Origin of the sequence: Arthrobacter oryzae (assembly GCF_030812315.1) — a bacterium.
In the GTDB taxonomy this organism is placed as follows: Bacteria; Actinomycetota; Actinomycetes; order Actinomycetales; family Micrococcaceae; genus Arthrobacter; species Arthrobacter oryzae_B.
The window spans coordinates 1-19,164 of record NZ_JAUSSM010000006.1 but is presented as its reverse complement, the minus strand read 5'-3'; the positions used below and the strand labels follow the sequence as shown (position 1 = coordinate 19,164).

General features: G+C 65.3%; 20 protein-coding genes. 9 read left to right on the top strand and 11 right to left on the bottom strand.

The window, feature by feature from the left end:
* Positions 1-29: 29 nt before the first annotated feature.
* The gene (locus J2S97_RS13010) at positions 30-974 is read right to left on the bottom strand and encodes a thermonuclease family protein (RefSeq protein ID WP_307050060.1); all 945 of its coding nucleotides are present in this window, start codon (positions 972-974) and stop codon (positions 30-32) included.
* A 323-nt stretch (positions 975-1,297) separates the two neighbouring features.
* Between J2S97_RS13010 and J2S97_RS13005 the strand changes: the two genes are divergently transcribed.
* The 6 genes from J2S97_RS13005 (at position 1,298) to J2S97_RS12980 (ending at position 6,899) form a co-directional block, all read left to right on the top strand.
* Positions 1,298-2,599 (top strand): MFS transporter, encoded by a 1,302-nt coding sequence (locus tag J2S97_RS13005; RefSeq protein ID WP_307050058.1) that lies wholly within the window; start codon positions 1,298-1,300, stop codon positions 2,597-2,599.
* Positions 2,600-2,758: 159 nt separating this feature from the next.
* Positions 2,759-3,334, top strand: coding sequence for a TetR/AcrR family transcriptional regulator (locus J2S97_RS13000; protein WP_307050056.1), 576 nt, complete (start codon positions 2,759-2,761; stop codon positions 3,332-3,334).
* Positions 3,335-3,639: 305 nt separating this feature from the next.
* A complete protein-coding gene (locus J2S97_RS12995) occupies positions 3,640-4,863 on the top strand; it encodes an NAD(P)-dependent malic enzyme (protein ID WP_373460556.1) in 1,224 nt (407 codons plus the stop codon).
* A gap of 129 nt (positions 4,864-4,992) precedes the next feature.
* A complete protein-coding gene (locus J2S97_RS12990) occupies positions 4,993-5,493 on the top strand; it encodes a DUF456 domain-containing protein (protein ID WP_307050054.1) in 501 nt (166 codons plus the stop codon).
* A gap of 41 nt (positions 5,494-5,534) precedes the next feature.
* Positions 5,535-6,500, top strand: a complete 966-nt coding sequence (locus tag J2S97_RS12985) for a hypothetical protein (protein WP_307050052.1) — start codon at positions 5,535-5,537, stop codon at positions 6,498-6,500.
* Between the two features lie 39 nt (positions 6,501-6,539).
* Positions 6,540-6,899, top strand: coding sequence for a nuclear transport factor 2 family protein (locus J2S97_RS12980; protein WP_307050050.1), 360 nt, complete (start codon positions 6,540-6,542; stop codon positions 6,897-6,899).
* Positions 6,900-6,929: 30 nt separating this feature from the next.
* Here the strand turns inward: J2S97_RS12980 and J2S97_RS12975 are convergent, their stop codons facing one another.
* Positions 6,930-7,625 (bottom strand): LysE family translocator, encoded by a 696-nt coding sequence (locus J2S97_RS12975; protein WP_307050048.1) that lies wholly within the window; start codon positions 7,623-7,625, stop codon positions 6,930-6,932.
* A gap of 104 nt (positions 7,626-7,729) precedes the next feature.
* Between J2S97_RS12975 and J2S97_RS12970 the strand changes: the two genes are divergently transcribed.
* A complete protein-coding gene (locus J2S97_RS12970; RefSeq protein ID WP_307050046.1) occupies positions 7,730-8,185 on the top strand; it encodes an Lrp/AsnC family transcriptional regulator in 456 nt (151 codons plus the stop codon).
* Here the strand turns inward: J2S97_RS12970 and J2S97_RS12965 are convergent.
* From J2S97_RS12965 to J2S97_RS12945, 5 genes are all read right to left on the bottom strand, one after another.
* On the bottom strand, positions 8,182-9,087 hold the full coding sequence (locus J2S97_RS12965) for a hypothetical protein (protein ID WP_307050044.1): 906 nt from the start codon (positions 9,085-9,087) through the stop codon (positions 8,182-8,184). The two genes, J2S97_RS12970 and J2S97_RS12965, sit on opposite strands and share 4 nt — an antisense overlap.
* Positions 9,084-9,218 carry a hypothetical protein gene (locus J2S97_RS12960; RefSeq protein WP_307050042.1) on the bottom strand — a complete coding sequence of 45 codons (135 nt, stop codon included), beginning with the start codon at positions 9,216-9,218 and terminating at the stop codon, positions 9,084-9,086. The genes J2S97_RS12965 and J2S97_RS12960 overlap by 4 nt, the downstream gene beginning before the upstream one ends.
* Before the next feature lie 113 nt (positions 9,219-9,331).
* The gene (locus J2S97_RS12955) at positions 9,332-9,970 is read right to left on the bottom strand and encodes a hypothetical protein (RefSeq protein ID WP_307050040.1); all 639 of its coding nucleotides are present in this window, start codon (positions 9,968-9,970) and stop codon (positions 9,332-9,334) included.
* The gene (locus J2S97_RS12950) at positions 9,967-11,460 is read right to left on the bottom strand and encodes a WXG100 family type VII secretion target (RefSeq protein WP_307050038.1); all 1,494 of its coding nucleotides are present in this window, start codon (positions 11,458-11,460) and stop codon (positions 9,967-9,969) included. Before J2S97_RS12950 ends, J2S97_RS12955 begins: the two co-directional genes overlap by 4 nt.
* An 82-nt stretch (positions 11,461-11,542) precedes the next feature.
* Complete coding sequence (locus J2S97_RS12945; RefSeq protein ID WP_307050036.1) at positions 11,543-12,001, bottom strand: Lrp/AsnC family transcriptional regulator; 459 nt, start codon at positions 11,999-12,001, stop codon at positions 11,543-11,545.
* A gap of 393 nt (positions 12,002-12,394) precedes the next feature.
* Between J2S97_RS12945 and gluQRS the strand changes: the two genes are divergently transcribed.
* Both gluQRS and J2S97_RS12935 read left to right on the top strand, forming a co-directional pair.
* Positions 12,395-13,291, top strand: coding sequence for a tRNA glutamyl-Q(34) synthetase GluQRS (gluQRS, locus tag J2S97_RS12940; RefSeq protein ID WP_307050034.1), 897 nt, complete (start codon positions 12,395-12,397; stop codon positions 13,289-13,291).
* A 9-nt stretch (positions 13,292-13,300) separates the two neighbouring features.
* Positions 13,301-13,981: a phosphohydrolase gene (locus tag J2S97_RS12935; RefSeq protein ID WP_307050032.1), complete on the top strand. Its 681-nt coding sequence runs from the start codon at positions 13,301-13,303 to the stop codon at positions 13,979-13,981.
* Here J2S97_RS12935 and J2S97_RS12930 read toward each other — a convergent pair.
* The 4 genes from J2S97_RS12930 to J2S97_RS12915 form a co-directional block, all read right to left on the bottom strand.
* Positions 13,978-15,219 (bottom strand): low temperature requirement protein A, encoded by a 1,242-nt coding sequence (locus J2S97_RS12930; protein WP_307050031.1) that lies wholly within the window; start codon positions 15,217-15,219, stop codon positions 13,978-13,980. The two genes, J2S97_RS12935 and J2S97_RS12930, sit on opposite strands and share 4 nt — an antisense overlap.
* A 58-nt stretch (positions 15,220-15,277) precedes the next feature.
* Positions 15,278-15,913 (bottom strand): transmembrane-type terpene cyclase, encoded by a 636-nt coding sequence (locus J2S97_RS12925; protein ID WP_307050029.1) that lies wholly within the window; start codon positions 15,911-15,913, stop codon positions 15,278-15,280.
* 17 nt (positions 15,914-15,930) lie between these two features.
* Complete coding sequence (locus J2S97_RS12920; RefSeq protein WP_307050027.1) at positions 15,931-17,247, bottom strand: ATP-binding protein; 1,317 nt, start codon at positions 17,245-17,247, stop codon at positions 15,931-15,933.
* Positions 17,248-17,455: 208 nt separating this feature from the next.
* Entirely contained in the window at positions 17,456-19,006 is a 1,551-nt protein-coding gene (locus J2S97_RS12915) for an amino acid permease (RefSeq protein ID WP_307050025.1), read from the bottom strand.
* Positions 19,007-19,164 lie beyond the last annotated feature (158 nt).

Sequence of the window (19,164 nt, the reverse complement as noted above, 5' to 3'; positions counted from 1 at the left end):
TGGCGTGGCACCCAAGTCCCAGGCCAATTTTACTTACACGGTGTCCAACTCTTGCCTCCTGGGGCGTAACAGCGTGGCCCTGTGTACCCGGGGTACGGGTTCTGAACTGGGGCCGGCGCGGCTGGCGGTACGTAGACCGGGGGAACGTACACGGGAGGAACATACGGCGCTGGAGCAGGCGGAAGATTACGGATCCTTTCCGCTTCGGCTGCAGCCGCAGCCGCTTCCTGAGCAGCGCGAGCTGCTTCTGCCGCGGCCGCCTCTGCGCGAGCTGCTTCTGCCGCGGCCGCGTTCGCGATCTCCGTCTTCTTTGCACCTATCGCTGCCTCACGGGATGCACCTGCTGCGGCTGCCGCATCCAATCGGGTGATCATCGATGCCACCTGACCTGGCTTGTACGCTCTCCAGTGGACTTGTTTCTTGGCGGACGCCGCAGTCTTGAGTGCCGCTATTGCCGCTAGAGCTGTCACCAAACCAGCATGTGATCGATCGAGTTCCACGTCAGTGCCAGCCAGTGGCAATGCGGCCAGGGACTCTACGGCATCGGCTGCTTGCTCGACCTGCTGGGCAGGCAGGCAGGGAATGTCGGCCGAGCCGAGCCCGACGCCGCGGGTCATTGCCTCCTCGTATGCCTTGACTACATCAGGGTGAAATTTCTTGTTTGGCTCAAATAGGACAGGGATGCCGAACCCGAGGCGGGCGACCTCAGCATTGACCAGAAGTCCGGCAGAATTAAAGACACCAGCCAAGGTCCTCCCGTACTTGTCCAGGGGCTCGATGTCGAGTTCCAACCTGACCACTGCACCCGCGGGAAGTAGTTCTTCTAGAGCCTTGGTCGCTTCCGGGCCCATGCACTCCACGGGAGCGTTGGGATCCTTTGTTTCCGGCGTATCGACGTTGAGCAACCGGATGGTCTTCTCTTCGCCGTTAGTCCTGGCCGTAAAAGTGTCGCCGTCGATTACGCGGACAACCACGGCTTCGCTATCGCCAGACCCGCGTTGTTTTGCGACTGAATCTTTACTTGCGCCGCCAGTGCCTGGGTTGCAAGCGCTAAGCATCACACCGGCCGCAATAACGAGACCCAAGATTTTGATGCGAGATGACGGGCTCGATGAATGTGATGGTGCCAAAGTGCATTCCCCCATTGGAATGAGTGATGTTGTCTCCGCAACGGAGCTATGCGGTGACAGTACTGCCGCCCATAAAGGAAACTGGCTCTACTTTCCCGCATGTTTTGCGAAGGAGTGCCACGATAGTCTGAAAGCACACCGATCTTCAGTTCCTTGGGGGAGCCAAAATGAGCCTGTCTGACCTGCCGGGAAATGTTCCAGATCCCTCCGTTGTGGCCGCATCCGCGGGAGGAACTGCGACGACGGCGCTCGCCGAGCCGGAGCGGAAGGTCACCGCGCGCTGGGTCACCGGCCTGGTCCTTGTCAACGTCGGCATCAATGCCGCCTTCTTCGGGCCCATCAACATCTTCATTGGCCAGCAGGCCATCAGCATTGATGCGCCCAGCAAGGAAGCGATCTTTTCGCTCGTCACCGGCTGCGGTGCCGCGGTGTCACTGGTGGCCAATCCGCTCTTCGGCGCCCTGTCCGACCGTACGGTCTCCGGCTTCGGCCGGCGTGCCCCGTGGATCCTGGCCGGAGCCATCCTCGCGGCGGCGGCACTGCTGGCGATGTCCGGAGCCACGACCGTTGCCTTGATGCTGTTGTTCTGGTGCCTGGTCCAGCTCGGTGCGAACGCCGCGTACGCCGCCATCACGGCGGCCGTTCCGGACCGCGTTCCGGTGCCTCAGCGCGCCACCGTTGGCGGGTTGGCCGCCATGGGCCAGACTGTTGGCATCCTTCTCGGCGCCGTCTTTGGTGCGGTGGTCTCCGGGAACTACATGGTGGGGTACTGGCTCTGTGCCGCGGCCCTCGTGCTGTCCGTTTTGCCGTATCTGTTCCACCGGAATGATCCTGTGCTGCCACTGTCCGCACGCCCGCCGTTCCAGCTGAAGGCCTTCGCCCGGGGTTTCTGGATCAGCCCGGCACGGCACCCGGATTTTGCCTGGGCCTGGCTCACGCGCTTCCTGATGAACGTGGGCAATCAGCTGACCATCGTGTACCTGCTTTTCTTTCTTCGGGACGTCATTGGCCACGAGGACCCAGCCCTGGGTGTGCTGGTTCTTACCGGAATCTACGCGGTCCTGGTGATTATCACCGCGGTGCTGGCCGGACCGTGGAGCGACCGGGTAGGCAAGCGGAAGCCCTTCGTGATCGGGTCATCCGTAACCATCGCCATGGCAGGACTCATCATGGCCTTCTTCCCTGTCTGGCCCGGTGCACTGGCCGGCGCTGCCGTGCTGGGGATCGGCTTCGGCGCTTACCTGGCGGTGGATTTTGCCCTGCTGACGCAAGTCCTGCCGCAGGCGGCGGACCGAGGCAAGGACATGGGGGTCATCAATGTGGCCGCCTCCCTGCCGCAGGTGTTTGCCCCGACGCTCGCCTTCCTGTCCATCCAGTACCTCGGCGGCTATGTCACACTGTTTTCCGCCGCCGCCGTCATCGGTCTGCTGGGCGCGGTGTTCGTGGTGAAGATCAAGGGCGTGGCGTAACGCGGCACGCCGCCCGCGTCCGGGAGCACATCGTTTTGAGTTATTGGCCCACTGATTGGCTCAAGAAGGGTGCCGTATAGTGGACTCGAATTGCTGCGGCAGTGCTGTGATGGGGATCCGCCTGACCGCTGTACGAAACCCACTCCCGGAACGCTGCTGATGCTTGAACTCAATTCAGATCTTCCACCCATGGCTGCGCCGCCGACCTTGCCCAGACAACAGATCCGCTATGCCCGGATCCTGGACGCCGCCGCCGGATTCGCCCGTAAGGGGCTGGATTCCGTGAGCCTGTCCGAGGTGTCCGCCAAGGCCAATGTGCCGCTCGGAACCCTGTACCGATATTTTCCTTCCGCCACCCACCTGATGCTGGGCTTGTACCGCAAGCAGCTGGGTGAACTGCAAGTGGGAAGCTGGCCCGAAACCGGCGGCAGCCGCGTCCATTCACTGGCCGGCGTGGTCATGGAAATTTTCCACATGCGCCTGATGCAGCCGGCTGTGGAGCAATGCCTAAGCCAGGGCGTCTACGCGAAGGACAAGGACACCACCGTTCTCCTGCGGGAAATCGACGTCATTGCCGAGCAGGCCGTGACGGTGGCAAGCGGCGACGCCGCCAAGTCCCGGGTGCTGCTGTTGACCGTCTCCGGCCTGGTGCAGGCAGTCCGCTGCCGCCGACTGTCGCTCTTTGAGGCCGAGGAGGACCTGAAGAAGGCCTGTTCGCTTCTTACCCGGTGTTAGCGGCGACTGCCGTAACCGGTCTAGACCATTGGGGCACCACACAGGCCCTTTTGGTGTGATGTGGATCACTTGAATTGGTGAATAAACGTTTTATCAGGCCGGGTGGTCGGCCCAGTGTCCTTTGGCCCGCCGCCGGTCTGTCTACCATTGCAGGACCGGAGTGGCTAGCAGCCCGTACCTTGCAGGAGCTTCGCGGTCCCGCCATCCCTTGGGCCGCCGAAATTCCAGACAGCCCATCTTGAGCCTCCTATGTGCTTGAGCTTCATTATGCCGTGCGCCCACGGCTAGCCCCAGGAGACAACGACGTGTCCATTGAAACCATCACTTCCGCTGACAGCCTTTCCGACGGTCCCGCTTCCGCCGAGCAGTCAACCGTGCTGACGGACCAGGAGATCTTCGAAGCCCACCAGGGCGGCAAGCTGTCCATCGCCAGCACGGTCCCGCTCGCCAGCAAGCGCGATCTTTCCATTGCTTACACTCCGGGCGTTGCCCAGGTGAGCCGGGCCATCCACGCCGAACCCGAGCTTGCCAAGACCCTCACCTGGGCCCAGCGCCTGGTTGTTGTGGTCAGCGACGGCACCGCCGTGCTGGGCCTCGGCAACATCGGTCCCAGCGCGTCCCTGCCGGTCATGGAAGGCAAGTCCGCCCTCTTCAAGTCCTTCGGCGACCTTGACTCCATCCCGCTGGTCCTCAACACCACCGACGTGGACGAAATTATCGAGACCTTGGTCCGCCTGCGTCCCAGCTTCGGCGCCGTGAACCTGGAAGACATCTCCGCTCCGCGCTGCTTTGAGCTGGAGGAAAAGCTCATCGAGGCCCTGGACTGCCCGGTCATGCACGATGACCAGCACGGGACCGCCGTCGTGGTCCTGGCCGCCCTGACCGGCGCCGCCAAGGTGACCGGGCGCGAACTTGAAGGACTCCGCGTAGTGGTCTCCGGCGCGGGTGCCGCGGGCATCGCCGTCGCCGAAATCCTGCTCACCGCGGGCATCCAGGACGTCGTCCTGCTCGACTCGCGCGGCGTCATCAACAAGCAGCGTGCGGACATCGCCGCCGACCCCGCCACCAAGAAGGCGCAGATGGCGCAGCGCAGCAACCCGCGCGGCATCACCGGCGGCCCCGGCGAGGCACTGCTCGGCGCGGACGTGTTCATCGGCGTCTCCTCCTCCCAGCTGGCCGAGGAACACCTGAAGCTCATGAACCACAGCTCCATCGTGTTCGCCCTGTCCAACCCGGACCCCGAAGTCCTGCCGGAGGTTGCTTCCCGCTACGCCGCAGTTGTGGCCACAGGCCGCAGCGATTTCCCCAACCAGATCAACAACGTGCTCGCCTTCCCGGGGATCTTCCGCGGCGCGCTGGACGCCGGTGCCCGCCGGATCACGCCTGCCATGAAGCTTGCGGCCGCCCGCGCCATTGCTGAACTTGCCGAGCCCGAGCTGTCCGCCGACTACATCGTGCCGAGCCCCTTGGATCCCCGCGTCGCGCCGGCTGTGTCCGCCGCCGTGGCCGCAGCGGTCGAAGCGGAGTAACTGCGGAGTTCCATCCGCCACGAAGTTCGACGGCGGCGCCTCCCGTGCTGGGGAGGCGCCGCCGTCGTTGTCTTCAAACGTCGTTTCCTAAAAGGCATGTTGCCTTCGGCGGAACCTAGACTGAGGGGCATGAACCCCGAGATCCTCGTGACCGTCCTTTGCGGCCTCGCCATTCTGGTGGGCGTGGCCGGCACCGTTATCCCCGTTCTGCCTGGCGGCATCCTCATTGGCCTCAGTCTGCTGGCCTGGGCAATCTGGGGCGGCGCCGGGACCGCCGGCTGGGTGGTGTTCGGCGTGGGGCTGGCGTTTGTGCTGGCCGGAATGGCTGCCAGCGCGGTGCTCACGGGACGCAAGCTCAGGGAGCACCGGATCCCCAGCCGCAGCGTGGTGGTGGGGCTGGTCTTTGGAGTGGTGGGCATGTTCCTCATCCCCGTGGTGGGGCTGTTTGTGGGGTTCGCCGCCGGCCTGCTGCTCAGTGAATCGCACCGCACACGTGATTTCCGGACTGCCGTGACCACCAGCTGGGCGGCCCTCAAGGCCACCGGGCTGGGCATGCTGGTGGAGTTCGGCCTAGCCTGCCTTGCCGCGAGCACCTGGGTGATCGGCGTCTGGGTGGCCGCAGTCAGCTGACCTCCCAGCGGTCGCCAAGCGGGCAGCACTAGCATGGAAGAATGAGCGCCGGACAGACCTCAGGACCGATCTACCGTGACAACCGTGACCTCACCCCGTTCGGCAGCGCGCAGGTCCGCACGCCGGTGCGTGACATCGCCGACGGCGTGGGCGGGATCCTGCACAGTGCCCTGGGCGGCCGCGGCGGTGCGCTCCTCAGCGTGGACGGCCCCGTCCCGAGGCTCAAACGCCTTTCCGGCAAGGCCGCCAAAGCCGTATACGACGCAATTTTCCACAACACCGATCCCAACCGCCTGATCGCCACGGGCCGTGACTATCCGGGGTGGTCCGGCCTCTGCTACGTGATGGCCGGGCTGCTGGCCTACAAGCAGGGCGGCTACCTGCGTGCCGCGGAGCTGCTGCAGCGGGGCCTCACCATCAGGAACGACGACGACGCCAACCAGTTCGCGTCCGGCTACCTGATGCGCGTGGTCACCAGGGTCGAAGTTGCCGAGCGCATCGACGTTCCGGTGCTGTTCAGCGAGGAAGCGGTGTTCCTGGCGCTTTCGCACTCGCTGCGGGAGACCGGCCACCTTGAAGCGGCCCTCCAAACCGTGTCATCGCTGCCGCCGTCGCTGCCTGCCGCCCTTGCGCGGTGCTCGCTGGCACACGCGATGGGCCGGGATAAGGAAGTGGTGGTCTGGACGGAAGGACTGCTAAATGCCGATGACCTCTCCGCCGCACTGCTGCTGATCCGGGCCCGTTCCCTCCGCAGGCTCGGTGCCCACACTTCTGCGCAGCAGGCGCTGAAGGAGGTTCTGCGGCGCCGGAAGACCGACCTTGCCCTGCGGAATGACGCACTGACAGACCGCGCCCTGCTGATGCTGGACAACGGACGCAAATCCCTCAATCCGCGCGACTGGCTACGCGGCCGCCAGCCTGAACTCGAAACTTTCGAAGTGATTCGCAAGGATGTGGAAGAGCGCAGGCTCTGGGAACAGGAATGGAAGCAGCTGGACCGGGAGTAATCACTTGTGGGCGGTGGCGGGCCGCGGTACAACGGACCAATGAGCGATGCAATCAGGCAGTGGATGGAAAAGTACATCACGGCGTGGACCACCAATGAACCGGACGACATCCGGGCGCTCTTCACGGAGGACGCGGTCTATGCCACCCGGCCCTACGATCCTGAGGCGTGGCGCGGGCACGGACAGATCGTGGAACACTGGCTGACCGAGGCGGATGAGCCCGAGGAGTGGACCTTTGAGTGGGAGCCGCTCGGCTCGGACGGCGCCCTGCACTTTGTCCAGGGGCGCACCACTTATCTGGGGGACCGCCCCAGCTACGAGAACCTCTGGGTTGTCCGGCTCGCGCCTGACGGCCGGGCCGCGGCATTCACGGAATGGTTCATGGAACGCAGGATCTGAAAGACACGATTCAGCCCGGCCCGGCAGGCGCTACTGCCAGGCAGGCCCGGCCACCATGGGAATCAGCTGCTCGGACAGCAGCACGGTCCCCAGCGCCATCATGATGATCCCGCTGGCGAGCGTCACTTTCCGGGCTGCCCCGGGACGCGTGTGCAGCAGCTTCCGGGAGAGCAACGCCACGCAGGTGTACACGACGCCTGCCAGCAGGACGAACGTCAGGCCCAGCAGCCCGGACTGAACCGGAACGGGCAGGGCCGCCTCTGGGCTCACGAACTGCGGAACCAGGGCCACGAAGAACAGCAGCCCCTTGGGGTTGATCCCGCTCGTGCCCAAGCCCTGGAGGAAGCTGCGGAACTGGGTGGACTCGGCCGGTGCGGCGGGGATCGATGCCGGGCTTCCCGCCGTCGTGCCCTCCGCTGAAACCGGCGCGGCGCCGAAGGTGGCGCCGCGCCATGACCGGATGGTGCCAAAGCCCAGCCACAGCAGGTACGCCGCGCCGGCCACGGTCAGCCAGCCAAGGACGCCCGGAAGCCCGGCGAGCAGGGCAGCCAGCCCGGCCACCATCAGTACCGTGTGCAGGACGTAGCCGCCGCAGAGGCCGGCCACGGCAGGGACGAAACTCCGCTGTTTCAGGCCCGCCGCAATGGAGTAGGCCCAGTCGACGCCCGGGGTGCAGGCCAGGGCGGCCGCAACCACAAGGAATGCGAGGAATAACTGGGAATTCAAGGCGGCCTCCTACGGTGTTCTGATAGGAGAAACTCTAGGGAAAATTCCGCCACAAGTGTTCCCTGATTTACTCAGGAAATGCCGCCAGTGGGTAAGATAATTGCGTGATTGACCATATTGACAGAAATATTTTGCGCCACCTCAAAGAGGACGGCCGGATGACGGCCACCGCGCTTGCCGCGAAGGTGGGACTGACGGTGGCGCCGTGCCACCGGAGGCTGCGTGACCTGGAGTCAGCGGGTGTGATCCGGGGCTATCGCGCGGACATTGACCCGTCCGCCGTCGGGCTCGGTTTCGAGGCGATCGTCTTCGTCACGCTGCGGCAGGTGGACAGGCCCACCATGGAGATCTTCGAGAGCCGGGTGGCGGACAATCCCAACATCGTGGAGGCGCAGCGGCTGTTCGGCTCGCCGGACTACCTCCTGAAGGTGATCGCCGAGGACCTGCCCGCCTACCAGCGCTTTTACGACTCAGAACTCACCTCGCTGCCCGGCGTGGAGCGGCTGACGTCAACGCTGGTGATGAAGAACCTGAAATCGAACGCCGGCCCGCCGGTCTAGTCGCGCTGGTGCCTTCGCTGCCGGGGTTTCCGCTTGCTCGGCCGCCCTGGCGGCCTGGTGCGGGTCCGGTCCCGGCCCAAGAGCGGCAGAACTGCCGCGCCCTGTGTTCGCGGGAGCTGTAGCGGGAGCCAGGCCGCGAGGACGCAGGCGCCGAGGACTGCCGGGAATCCCAGCCCGAACCACAGGCCGATGGCCAGAGCTGCCGCGCTGGCTATGCCGGTGAGCCAATGGCCAAGAACAATGCGGTGGACGTCGGGTAGCCACCCTGTCTCCGCCCCGACTGCGTAGAACCAGGCCACTGAGGCCGCCAGCAGCCCATAAGCGGCAATTTCCCACGAGCCATCGTCGGTGAGCGCATAGGCCGAAATGGAGCAAAATCCCGCAGTGAATAGCACACCCGCCGGAACGCCCTTCCAGCCGCCCACGATCGCCGCTCCTGCCACGGCCGCAATGAGGATGGCCAGGATCAGCAGCGCAGCGAATGCGCCGAGTACCCAGTTGCCGGCTTTCTGCCAGCCGCCCGGCATGAAATCCGCAAACGGGGCCAACCCTGCCAACGTGGCCGCAAGCGCCAGGAGGAGTAACGGGCCCGAAACAGCCAGCCGGAGAATGAGGTTCCTGCCGGTGGGGCGGACCCATTCGCCGTCGGCATCCATCCACGAACCACCAGCGGCAATACTGACCAGGCACAGCGCGAACGGAACAAGAAGGCCGGGGGCCAGGATGTAGAGGATGGCCCCGGCCCAGGGGTTCTCCGGGGCATAGCCGAGCGCCGGAATACTGAGCAGGCAAGCTGCCCCGGCCAGCACCGCCACCCCGGCAAGGATGCCGGCAGCCGCCTGCACACCACGGCGCGCGGATTCCGCCCGACCGGTTGGGATTGCCGTTGTTCCGCGGCTCACGTGTTCATCCGGCGTCCATGGTCCGCATCATGTTCCGCCCAGGCTGCCGGGCTGACATGGACGATGATCACTTGGGTATCCTTGGCGCCGTCGCATCGGAGACCCATTTTCTTCAGGGCGGCGGTCCCCATGTCATTCTGCTTAGGTTGCCGGGCTGACATGGACGATGATCACCTGGGTGTCCTTGGCGCCGTCGCATCGGAGACCCATTTTCTTCAGGGCGGCGGTCCCCATGTCATTCTGCTTAGGTCGCCGGGCTGACATGGACGATGATCACCTGGGTGTCCTTGCCGCCGTCGTACCGGAGGTCGTAGTTGACTTCAAGGCCGGTGGCCGTCCCCGAGGTGATGGAAAAATCGCTCCTCTTGGCCCGGTCCGCTTCCGCGGAGGAAATCCACCGTTCGGCGGAATCGCTATCGATTCCATAGCGCTTAACGCCGTCCCGGATGAGCTCAAAGTACTCGTCCGCGGACCCAGCGGTGAGGAAGTAGGTCACTTCGCTGAAGTCGGGGCGCTTCTCCGTGGTCTTGAAGCGGATCCGGTCAGTCTCGCCGCTGATTTCGCCGTTGGGGGCGGCAATCGTCAGCGCGATCTTGCCTGAGTCCCGGGTGTTGATTTCCGGGCCGTAGCTGTCCTCGGTGACCCGTACGGCGGCCTTCGTCAGCGAGCCCGAGCTCATGTCCAGGCGAGCCGTCTTGGTCGCGCGGATTTGATCCACCCCGGCCGCGTCGAGAGTGGAAAATTCCGAGGTGCCCATGGTGCTCCCTTGAGAGGTTGGTTCGGTGGCGGTGCCGCTGATCCGGCAGCCCGCCAAGGCGAGGCTTCCGGTGAGGGCAAGGAGGACGACGGCGACATGCCGCCGGAATCGCCGGGTGGCCGTCACTGGTGAACCTCCGCGTCAAAGCCGGAGGCGAAGCGGTCCATGATGCCCGGGATGTTGTTCGTTGGCCTGTACTGGTCCACGCGGTCATTGAAATCGGAGCCAATGATCTGCTCGGCGCGTGCCGGGTCGGTAGCCAGCAGGTTCTGGTAAGCCGGCAGGGTGTCCTGCTCGATGAGTGCCCAGCGTTGGTCGGCGTTGGCGATATTGCCGTCCGGGAAGCCCGTGGTGAAATCCGTGCGGAACTGCGTGGGGTTGTCCCAGTTGGTGAACGGCACGTTCTCCGGGCCCGGGCTTTCCACGCTGAACTCGTACGGGAACACTTCCGGGTAGCTCTTGGCGCCGGGGATGGACGGTTCACCGGCCAGGGTCACCATGTAGGTCACCGCCTCACCGCCGGGGTGGCTGCGCATGTTGTCGTAGTCGTCAGCGATGATTTCGTTCTGTTCGCGATACAGCAGTTCCGTGTTCCCTTCCTGCACCTGCGAGGGGTCGTCGGAGTCGATCTTTGCCCAGGACCGGGCCGTTTCCGGATCGATGGCGCCGGAGTCGCGGAGCCGGTCGATTTCGTCCAGGCCGCCGTTCATATAGGCCTGGTGCTGCCGGGCCTGGTCCAGGAAGATCTCCTTGTTCATGTCCAGCATGCTGGTTTCGTAGAACTGGATCTCCTGGTCCGTCATGCCAGCCAGCTGCTCGATCTGGTCCAGCACGGGCAACGGTATGTCCGACGCCGGGTTGTCCGCGATCTGCTGGGCGAGGTCCCGCATCACGGCCATGTCCTTGAACCCGCCGGCGAACGAAGGACCGATCATGTTGGCCATCCCGGCCCACTGGAGGTCCGGGTTGGACAGGTATGCCTGGCCGTAGAAGTCGTAGACCTTCTTGATGGTCTCCCAGTTGTACTCCGTGCCCTTGGACGTATCCCAGTCGGCCGGGTCGATGCCCATGTCCCGCATGGCCTGCTGGTTCCAGTAGTCGGTGAGGAAATCCGAATACTCCGGCGAGTTCTTGTCGATCAGCCCGGAGTCGGCGGCAGCGTCCAGGGCGGCCTTGGCGGCGTGCGGATTGTCCAGCGCCCACTCCTTGAATTCGTCGCTCTTCAGGTAGGCCGCACGTTCTGCGGGGGTCATCCCGTTGAGCTTGTCCGTCAGTTCCTGCGCGGCGCCGTCAGTCGGAGAGTTGCCGCTTCCGCTGCCTGGCCCGCCCGAACCGCCGCCGGTTGAACCGGTGCTGGCCCGGTCCTGCTGCTCCGCGTTCTGCAGCAATGCTTTCGAGGCCTGCTGGATGCCGGCAGCTGCAGCCCGGAGCACCTTGGCGTGGGTGCCGTTCCAGTCGCTGCGGAAGCGTTCGCCGTCGTTGCCCTTCCATGGGCTGGAGGCGATGGAGCTGCCCAACTGCTGTCCCAGCTGGTCCAGCCGGTTGGCGCCGTTCGCCAGGTCCTTGGCGAGCTGGCGTAGCTGTGCGACGTCCGCACCGTAGAAGTTCCCCGCCACTTTTCCCCCTGGTTGAAGTCCCGCCAGCCTAACTGCTTTGCCGGAGGGCAGCGATGGGGAGAAGTCCCCGCCTGGTGAGTCGTCAGGTTCCCAGCAGCCCGGTGGTGCGGTACGGGATGACCTCGCGCAGGAACATGCTGGTGGACGTGCGGACGATGCCGGGGCAGAGCCGGATTTCCTCGGACACCCGGTAAAGGTCGTCCGGGCTCTTGGCAACCACGCGGATCAGGAGGTCCGTGTCGCCGGCAGGGGCGTGGCATTCCAGCACTTCAGGAATCTGCCGCAGCGCGGCGATGGCCTCGTTCAGGTGGCTCTGGTCCAGTTCCGCGCTCACCGCCGCTGCCACGCCCCGGCCGAGCGCCGAGGGCAGGACCCTGCTGCTGTTGGGGCGGAGGGCGCCCGAGGTCGCCATCCGCTCCAGGCGCGACTGCACGGTACCGCGCGCGAGGCCCAGCTTCTGTGCGAGCACCATGATGGGTACGCGGGGGTCGTCGTCCAGCGCGGCAAGGATGCGCCGGTCGGTGGGATCAAGTTCCTGCAATCTGACCACTTCCTGCCTGGTTCGCACTCCGTGATTGATCAGATTGACCAGAGAAGTACTTGCTCGTTGCGCCTACTGTAGGGCTTCTGTTGAAATAGTGGCAACAAGGGACGCAGGCTACCGCCGAATCCCGCAGGCTACAGGAGCCCCGGCACACCACCCGGTCCCTGGAACAGGTTTCCCGCAAGGAGGCCGCCGCTGATTGACACTTGTTCACGCATCGTCATTCCGCAAGCAGTGCAAGGGGTCCGGAGCTACGCTCCAGGCCCGGCACGGCAAGAGCCCCTGAGCCACCGACACCGGATCACCCGGAGCGTTTCGGTAGCTGAGGGGCTCTTGTGTTTGCTTCCGCCGTGTTGCCTCGCGCACCGTGGGGGAGCCTAGGCTGGTGCCATGACATCAGCCGGCCGCTTCGCCCCGAGCCCATCCGGCGAACTTCACGTGGGGAACCTCCGGACCGCAATCCTGGCGTGGCTCTTCGCCCGCTCCACCGGCAGGCAGTTCCTGATGCGCGTGGAGGATCTTGACCGCGCCCGGGCGGGAGCCGAGGCGGAGCAGCTCCGCGACCTGGCGGCCATCGGCGTGACCTGGGACGGCGGCGTCGTGCGCCAGACGGAGCGCGAGCCGCTCTATGCGGAGGCGATCAGCCGCCTCGCCGCGGCGGGCATGACCTACGAATGCTTCTGCACCCGGCGGGAAATCCAGGAAGCACCGTCCGCGCCGCACGCCCCGCAGGGCGCATACCCGGGGACGTGCCGGAACATCGATCCGGCGGAGCTCGAATTCAAAAGGACCATCAGGCCCGCCGCCATCCGGCTCCGCGCGGCAGTAAGGGACTGGACGGTCGAAGACCAGCTGCACGGCACGTACACGGGAATGGTGGACGACTTTGTGCTTCGGCGCAATGACGGCGTCACCGCCTACAACCTGGCCGTCGTTGTGGACGACGCTGCGCAGGGGGTCGATCAAGTGGTCCGCGGGGACGACCTGCTGCCCTCCACGCCCCGGCAGGCCTACCTGGCCTCGCTCCTGCATGTTCCCGTTCCGGAATATGCCCACGTGCCGCTGGTTGTGAATTCCGACGGCGCCCGGCTGGCCAAGCGCGACGGCGCGGTGACGCTGGCGGACCTCGCCTTCGCCGGGCTGGATGCAGGTCATGTCCGGGACGTCATCCTGGAGTCCCTGGGGTTGCCGGCAGGTCCCCTGGAGAAGGCGCTGGCCGTCTTCGATCCCGCCGGACTGCCCCGGGACCCCTGGGTGTGGCCTGGGGCGGCAGGGGTGGGCGCGTAGGCTGGAACCATGCCAGAAACAGGAACCCCGGACGCAAACCTCCCCCAGCCGCGATCCCAGCCGCGATTCACCGTTGAGACGGCCCGGGTCCTCGCTGAAGTGGCCCATAACCGCCAGAAGGACAAGCTCAAGCGGCCGTACCGCGAACATGTTCTTGCCGTCGGCGATGCCCTGGAGGATTTCGACGACGACATCCGGATTGCCGGCTACCTGCACGACATCGCCGAGGACACGCCCATCACCCGGCAGGCACTGCTGGACATGGGTGTATCGGAGCGCGCCGTGGACATCATCGAACGTGTCACCAAGCGGCTGCACGACAACCCGGACGACTACCAGGCAGGTATCCGGTTCATCGCGGAAGACCACGACGCCACACTGGTCAAGATCGCGGACAACGCCCACAACTCCCTGCCTGAGCGCGTCAAAGCCCTGGCCGAGAAGTGGCCGGACAAGCCGCCGGTCACGCGCTACGACGAGGCCCGGCCGGTGCTCTATGACGCCGTCCCGGTTGACGAGGTCCGCAAGATCCTGGCCCGGGTGAACCCCTGGCTGCTCGAAGAACTGGACGACCGCCTGGACGAGGCCGACGACACGGACTACGAGAACCTCTCTTATGCCGACACCGAAGTGTTCGAGCCTGTCGATGCCTCGGAAACGGCGGACAGCCGGCCGGACGGGGCGGCTTAGGCTCCGGCTTTCATCTGTTCCAGCGCGGCGTTCATCCGTTCGGTGCCGCGCTTTTCGTCGATGACGATCGAAACGCCCAGCGCCAGCACAATCACCAGCAGGCAGACGGGCACCGAGACGCCGGCGGCGGCAAGTCCAACTGTGCCGGCCAGCGCGACGACAACGCCGGCGGCGACGCCAATGACGATGCGGTCCACGCAGATCATGACGCTGAACAGCCAGGTCAGGGAGAGTTTGAACAGTCCCACCGGTATCGCGATGCTGGCCACGGCCACGGCGGCGCTGATGTGGGCCTCATGGTCGATGTAGTAGGCCGCCACGTGCAGTCCGGCGCCAGTTGCGGCGATGGCAGCGAAGATGGGCATGTGCCCGTAGCCGAAGAAGAATGAGCGATGCCGCTGGAGGTGCAGGGCCGGGCCGGCCGGCAGGATGAAGTAGATCCACCACATGCCGAAGGCCAGCGCTGTCCCGCCGAAGCCCACCAGCGCCGCATCAACGCTCCACCCGTGGTTCGCCACGATGGCGCGGAGGGTTTCGATCGCCCCGATCAGGCACTCGCCCAGGGCAATGATGGCGAGCAGTCCGTAGCGTTCCGCGATGTGGTGCGCGTGCCACGGGGTCCGCATGCCCCGTTCCGCGGCGTAGGGCGTGGCCATTTCCAGGATGAACAGGGGCGCAGCCACTAGGAACGTGGTCAGGATGTCCGCCTCAACGATGAGCACCGCGATCCAGCCGAGCTGCACCGCGCCAAGGTACGCGGCGTAGCGCTGGCAGGTCTGCCGGCGTGCGGGATCCTGCCGCGCGGCGCGCAGCCACTGGAACACCAGGGCCAGGCGCATGATCACATAGCCGCCCACCATCACGGCGTTGTCCACATGGTCGCCCTCGACGAGGGAGTGGAACATCGGCTCAATTCCCATGGCAAGGATCAGCACGCCGAGAAGCTGGACCATGGTGACCACCCGGAACACCCAGTCGTCGGTGTCGTAGGCGCTGGCAAACCAGGTGAAGTTGATCCAGGCCCAGATGACGGCGAACATCGCAAAGGAGAAGCCCAGCAGTCCGGCGCCGAAGTGGGCTTCGGCGATCTCGTGGGCGAACTGGCTTCCGGCCACACCGAAGGCAATGACAAACGTCAGGTCGAAAAACAGCTCCAGCGGCGTGGCGGCACGGTGCTGCTCATGGGGGTCGCGGCCGCCCATGCGGGCCATGGCATGCCGGAGGGGATTGTTGGACATGGCTCAAAGAGTACCGCCGAGCGGCGCGGCGGCTCCAGCGCCCGCCCCGTATGCGTCATCAAGAGCGGACGGGACGGGTAACCGCTGAGGCCACCCGCGCCCGCCACAGCAGGCCGATGTAGGCGAGGTCGAAGAGGCTGCAAAGCGCGCCGACGCCGAGGATCAGCGGCGAGTTGCCGAACCAGCCGAACACGATAGTGGGAGCCAAAGTTCCGATCCATTTGGCAGCTGCAATAAGCAGGGACTGGCCCCTGGCGCCGCCGCGGGCAATGAACATGGCGATGAACAGCCCGGACATCAGCAGGTTCTGCAGGAAGGCGGAGTAGCGCGGCGCTGCCTCCCAGCCGAACTCCGCGACGAACAGGAGTTGCACGGCGAATGCGGTGGCGCCCAGGAGGATGGCCCACCCCAGGAAGAGCTTCCGCGTCACCCAGGCGGGGAGCTCGGCCCTGCCGAACCTGAAGAACGTGTACAGGATGACGACGTCCGCCAGCGCCCACACGATGTTGATGACGCCCTGGACGGACAGTGCGGTGGCGGCAGAGCGCGAGGCATAGATGGCCTCCCAGGCGAAGTTCAGTGCGAGGGCCGCGGCGGGGATCGCATAGCTCCGGTCCCTGAATCCGATCCGGATTGCGTCGGCGTACACCACCGTCCAGGCAATGCCGCTGACAACAGTCAGGAACAGGATCATCGAACGCGTACCAGGGACTAAACCCGGCCCAGGGCGTCGATGTCCTCAAGGAATAGCTCGTAGACCTCTTTGCTGACAGTGGTCCGCGTGTCCCCGATGGCGTCGAGGTAGTCCTGCGTGGCCGGGCCCTTCCGGACGGCCTCTCGGATGGAGACGTCACCGCCGGAAGCCAGCCCGCCGTCGTCGTACACCGCCTTTTCCAGCGCCCGCTGGGATGCGCTCCGGGCCGCGTACTCAATGTCAGCCGGTGAGAAGCCCTCGGTGCGGTCCACCAGCAGCTCAACGTCCACGTCATCCACCACGGTGGCCGGGATGAAGCGTTCCCACATGGCGCGGCGGGCTTCGGAGTCCGGGAGCCCGATGGGGATCACGTAGTCGAACCGGCCGTGCCGCAGGAAGGCGGTGTCCAGCGCGCGGATGAAGTTGGTGGCGCACACCAGCAGGCGGCCGGGCTGTTCGCGGAAGGCCGGGATGATTTTCAGGAGCTCGTTGGTGACGCCCTGCAGCGGCGACGGCGGTTCGCCGGACCGCTGGGACGCAATCTCCTCCACCTCGTCTATGAACACCACGGCATGTTCCAGTTCGGCGATCTCCAGGAATGTCTCCCGGAGCGCGCCGGCCAGGCCCTTGGGATCGGCGGCGAGCCTGGAGGGGAATACTTCCACGAACGGCCATTCGAGGCGGGACGCGATTGCCTTGGCAAACGTCGTCTTTCCGGTGCCGGGAGGGCCGAAGAGCACGACGGCACGCGGCGGCACCACGCCAAATTCGTCCGCCAGGTCTGCTTCCGCCAGCGGGAGCACCAGCCGGCGCTCCAGGAGTTCCTTCTCATTGCGCATGCCGGCCACGTTCTCCCAGAGGTCGCGGGCCAGGATGCGGCCGCCGAGAAGGCCGAGTGGCTCGAGTTCCTGGCGCTGCACCGGGATTGTGCGCTCAAAGTACCGGAGGTTTTTCTTGAGCACGAAGCCGCGGCTGAGGAACGCCTCCACCCGGGTTTCGGACTCCGGCATCAGCGCCGACAGTTTGTTCAGCCCGTGCGGGGCCATCCGGTTTTCGACGGCGGCAAGCAGCGAGGTGCCGATTCCGCGGCCGCGGTACTCGGGGAGGGTGGCCAGGAAGACGATCCAACCCTGGTCGTGTGCGGCACGTCCGACGGCGGCGCCCACCACCTGATCGCCCTGCACGGCCACCACGGCGTGGTCCTTTTCGCACGAGGCCAGGACCTCGGAGAGCGCGTAAACGGGCTCCACGTTGGTGGCCTTGAGCGATTCCCAGAGGTGCAGGATGCCGTCAAGATCGGCCGAATGGAAATCCCTGATCCGCCAGGTGGTCATGAGCGTTACTCCTGTGGTGGTTCGTCGTTGAGCCAGCGTGAGCTTGTCTGCTGAGCATATGCGAACCGGCCCCTGCCGGGGGTTGCGGCGGCGTTGCATTACGCCGGCTCCGGTTAAGCGCGAACGGACACTTGCGGCCCTTCCATCCGAAGATTTCAGGCCTCAAGTGTCCGTTCGCGCTAAAGGGAGGGGCTATTCACCGCGCTGGCTATTTGCCGTCCTTCGCTCCCGGGCCCGGGCGGTTGGCCACGAGCGGGTAGGGGCCGGTGAAGCCGTCGCGGACCGCGGCGAGCTCCAGGATCCGGTCGCGGCAGAGGCGCCAGCCGAGCATGAGCGCGGGAATCACCACCACCAGCGAGGCGATGGTCCAGGTGCCGACGGGGGAGTCGAACGCCATCAGGACCAGTACTGCGGCCAGGAAAGCGAGCGTGACCCAGCCGGTAACGGGTGAGCCTGGCATCCGGAAAGCGGGACGCAGCAGCTCGCCGCGCTTGGACAGCTTGACCAGCTGCATCTGGCACAGGACGATCATGGCCCACGTGCTGATGATGCCGAGGGAAGCGATGTTGAGCACAATCTCGAAGGCTTCGGCCGGAACGATCGCGTTGAGCACAACACCCAGGCCGGCAACGGCTGCGGTCAGGGCGATGCCGCCGTAGGGGACACCGGCCTTGTTCATGCGTCCGGCGAACTTGGGGGCCGAGCCGGTAACGGACATGGAGCGCATGATCCGGCCCGTGGAGTACAGTCCGGCGTTCAGGGAGGACAGCGCCGCCGTGAGGACTACGAGGTTCATGATGGCGTCCACACCTTCAACCCCGATGGAGCCGAAGAACGTGACGAATGGGCTTTCGCCGGCTTTGTACGAGGTGTACGGGAGCAGCAGGGAGAGCAGCACAAGGGAACCGACGTAGAAGACCGCGATGCGGATGATGACCGTGTTGATGGCCTTGGGCATGATCTTCTCGGGGTTCTCCGTCTCGCCGGCCGCAGTGCCGATGAGCTCGATCGATGCGTAGGCGAAGACAACACCCTGCATCACCACGACTGCGGGCAGCAGGCCGTTGGGGAAGAGGCCGCCGTTGTCGGCAATTAGCGTGAAACCGACCTCCTGGCCTGCCACTGGGGTGCCGAAGATGACGAAGTAGATGCCAACGATCAGGAAGGTAACGAGGGCCACCACCTTGATCAGCGCGAACCAGAACTCCAGTTCGCCGAACACCTTGACGGAGACCAGGTTCAGTCCGAGCACTAGGATGAGTGCAGCCAGCGCCCAGATCCACTGCTCAACGCCTGCAATGGGCGCCCAGTATTTCTTGAAGAAATTCATGTAGAGCGCGACGGCGGTGATGTCCACGATCGCAGTCATCGCCCAGTTCAGCCAATACAGCCAGCCGGTGACGAAGGCGGCCTTCTCGCCGAAGAACTCCCGGGCGTAGGAGACGAACGATCCCGACGAGGGGCGGTGCATCACCAGTTCGCCGAGGGCGCGCAGGATCATGAAGGCAAAGAAGCCGCACACCGCGTAGCTGAGGACCAGCGCGGGCCCGGCGGTGGCAAGGCGGCCGCCGGCGCCCATGAAGAGGCCGGTGCCGATGGCGCCGCCGATGGCGATCATCTGCACCTGCCGGGGCTTGAGTCCCTTGTGGTAGCCCTCATCCTCGCGGTGGAGGGTGGCTTCGGAAGCGTGCGCGTGCGCCGGAATTGTGTGGTCAGTGACTGCCTGTTTTTGGGCAGTGTCCTGCTGTGGCTGTGTCATGAGAGTCCTTTGGTTTCCTGTTGGAGAGGAGCCGGAGGTGCTTCGGTGGTTGAGCGGTCGGGTGGGGTTTTACTTGCTCAGGTTGGCCAGGCGTTGGGGGCTGAGGAGTTCCTGGAGTTGTTCGGCGGTGAGGAGTTTGTGTTCGAGGACGAGTTCGG

Coding starts and splice junctions, on each gene's coding strand:
- J2S97_RS13005 (WP_307050058.1), top strand. CDS start 1,298: ATGAGCCTGTCTGACCTGCCGGGAAATGTTCCAGATCCCTCCGTTGTG.
- J2S97_RS13000 (WP_307050056.1), top strand. CDS start 2,759: ATGCTTGAACTCAATTCAGATCTTCCACCCATGGCTGCGCCGCCGACC.
- J2S97_RS12990 (WP_307050054.1), top strand. CDS start 4,993: ATGAACCCCGAGATCCTCGTGACCGTCCTTTGCGGCCTCGCCATTCTG.
- J2S97_RS12985 (WP_307050052.1), top strand. CDS start 5,535: ATGAGCGCCGGACAGACCTCAGGACCGATCTACCGTGACAACCGTGAC.
- J2S97_RS12980 (WP_307050050.1), top strand. CDS start 6,540: ATGAGCGATGCAATCAGGCAGTGGATGGAAAAGTACATCACGGCGTGG.
- J2S97_RS12960 (WP_307050042.1), bottom strand. CDS start 9,218: ATGGGGACCGCCGCCCTGAAGAAAATGGGTCTCCGATGCGACGGCGCC.
- gluQRS (WP_307050034.1), top strand. CDS start 12,395: ATGACATCAGCCGGCCGCTTCGCCCCGAGCCCATCCGGCGAACTTCAC.
- J2S97_RS12935 (WP_307050032.1), top strand. CDS start 13,301: ATGCCAGAAACAGGAACCCCGGACGCAAACCTCCCCCAGCCGCGATCC.
- J2S97_RS12930 (WP_307050031.1), bottom strand. CDS start 15,219: ATGTCCAACAATCCCCTCCGGCATGCCATGGCCCGCATGGGCGGCCGC.
- J2S97_RS12925 (WP_307050029.1), bottom strand. CDS start 15,913: ATGATCCTGTTCCTGACTGTTGTCAGCGGCATTGCCTGGACGGTGGTG.
- J2S97_RS12920 (WP_307050027.1), bottom strand. CDS start 17,247: ATGACCACCTGGCGGATCAGGGATTTCCATTCGGCCGATCTTGACGGC.
- J2S97_RS12915 (WP_307050025.1), bottom strand. CDS start 19,006: ATGACACAGCCACAGCAGGACACTGCCCAAAAACAGGCAGTCACTGAC.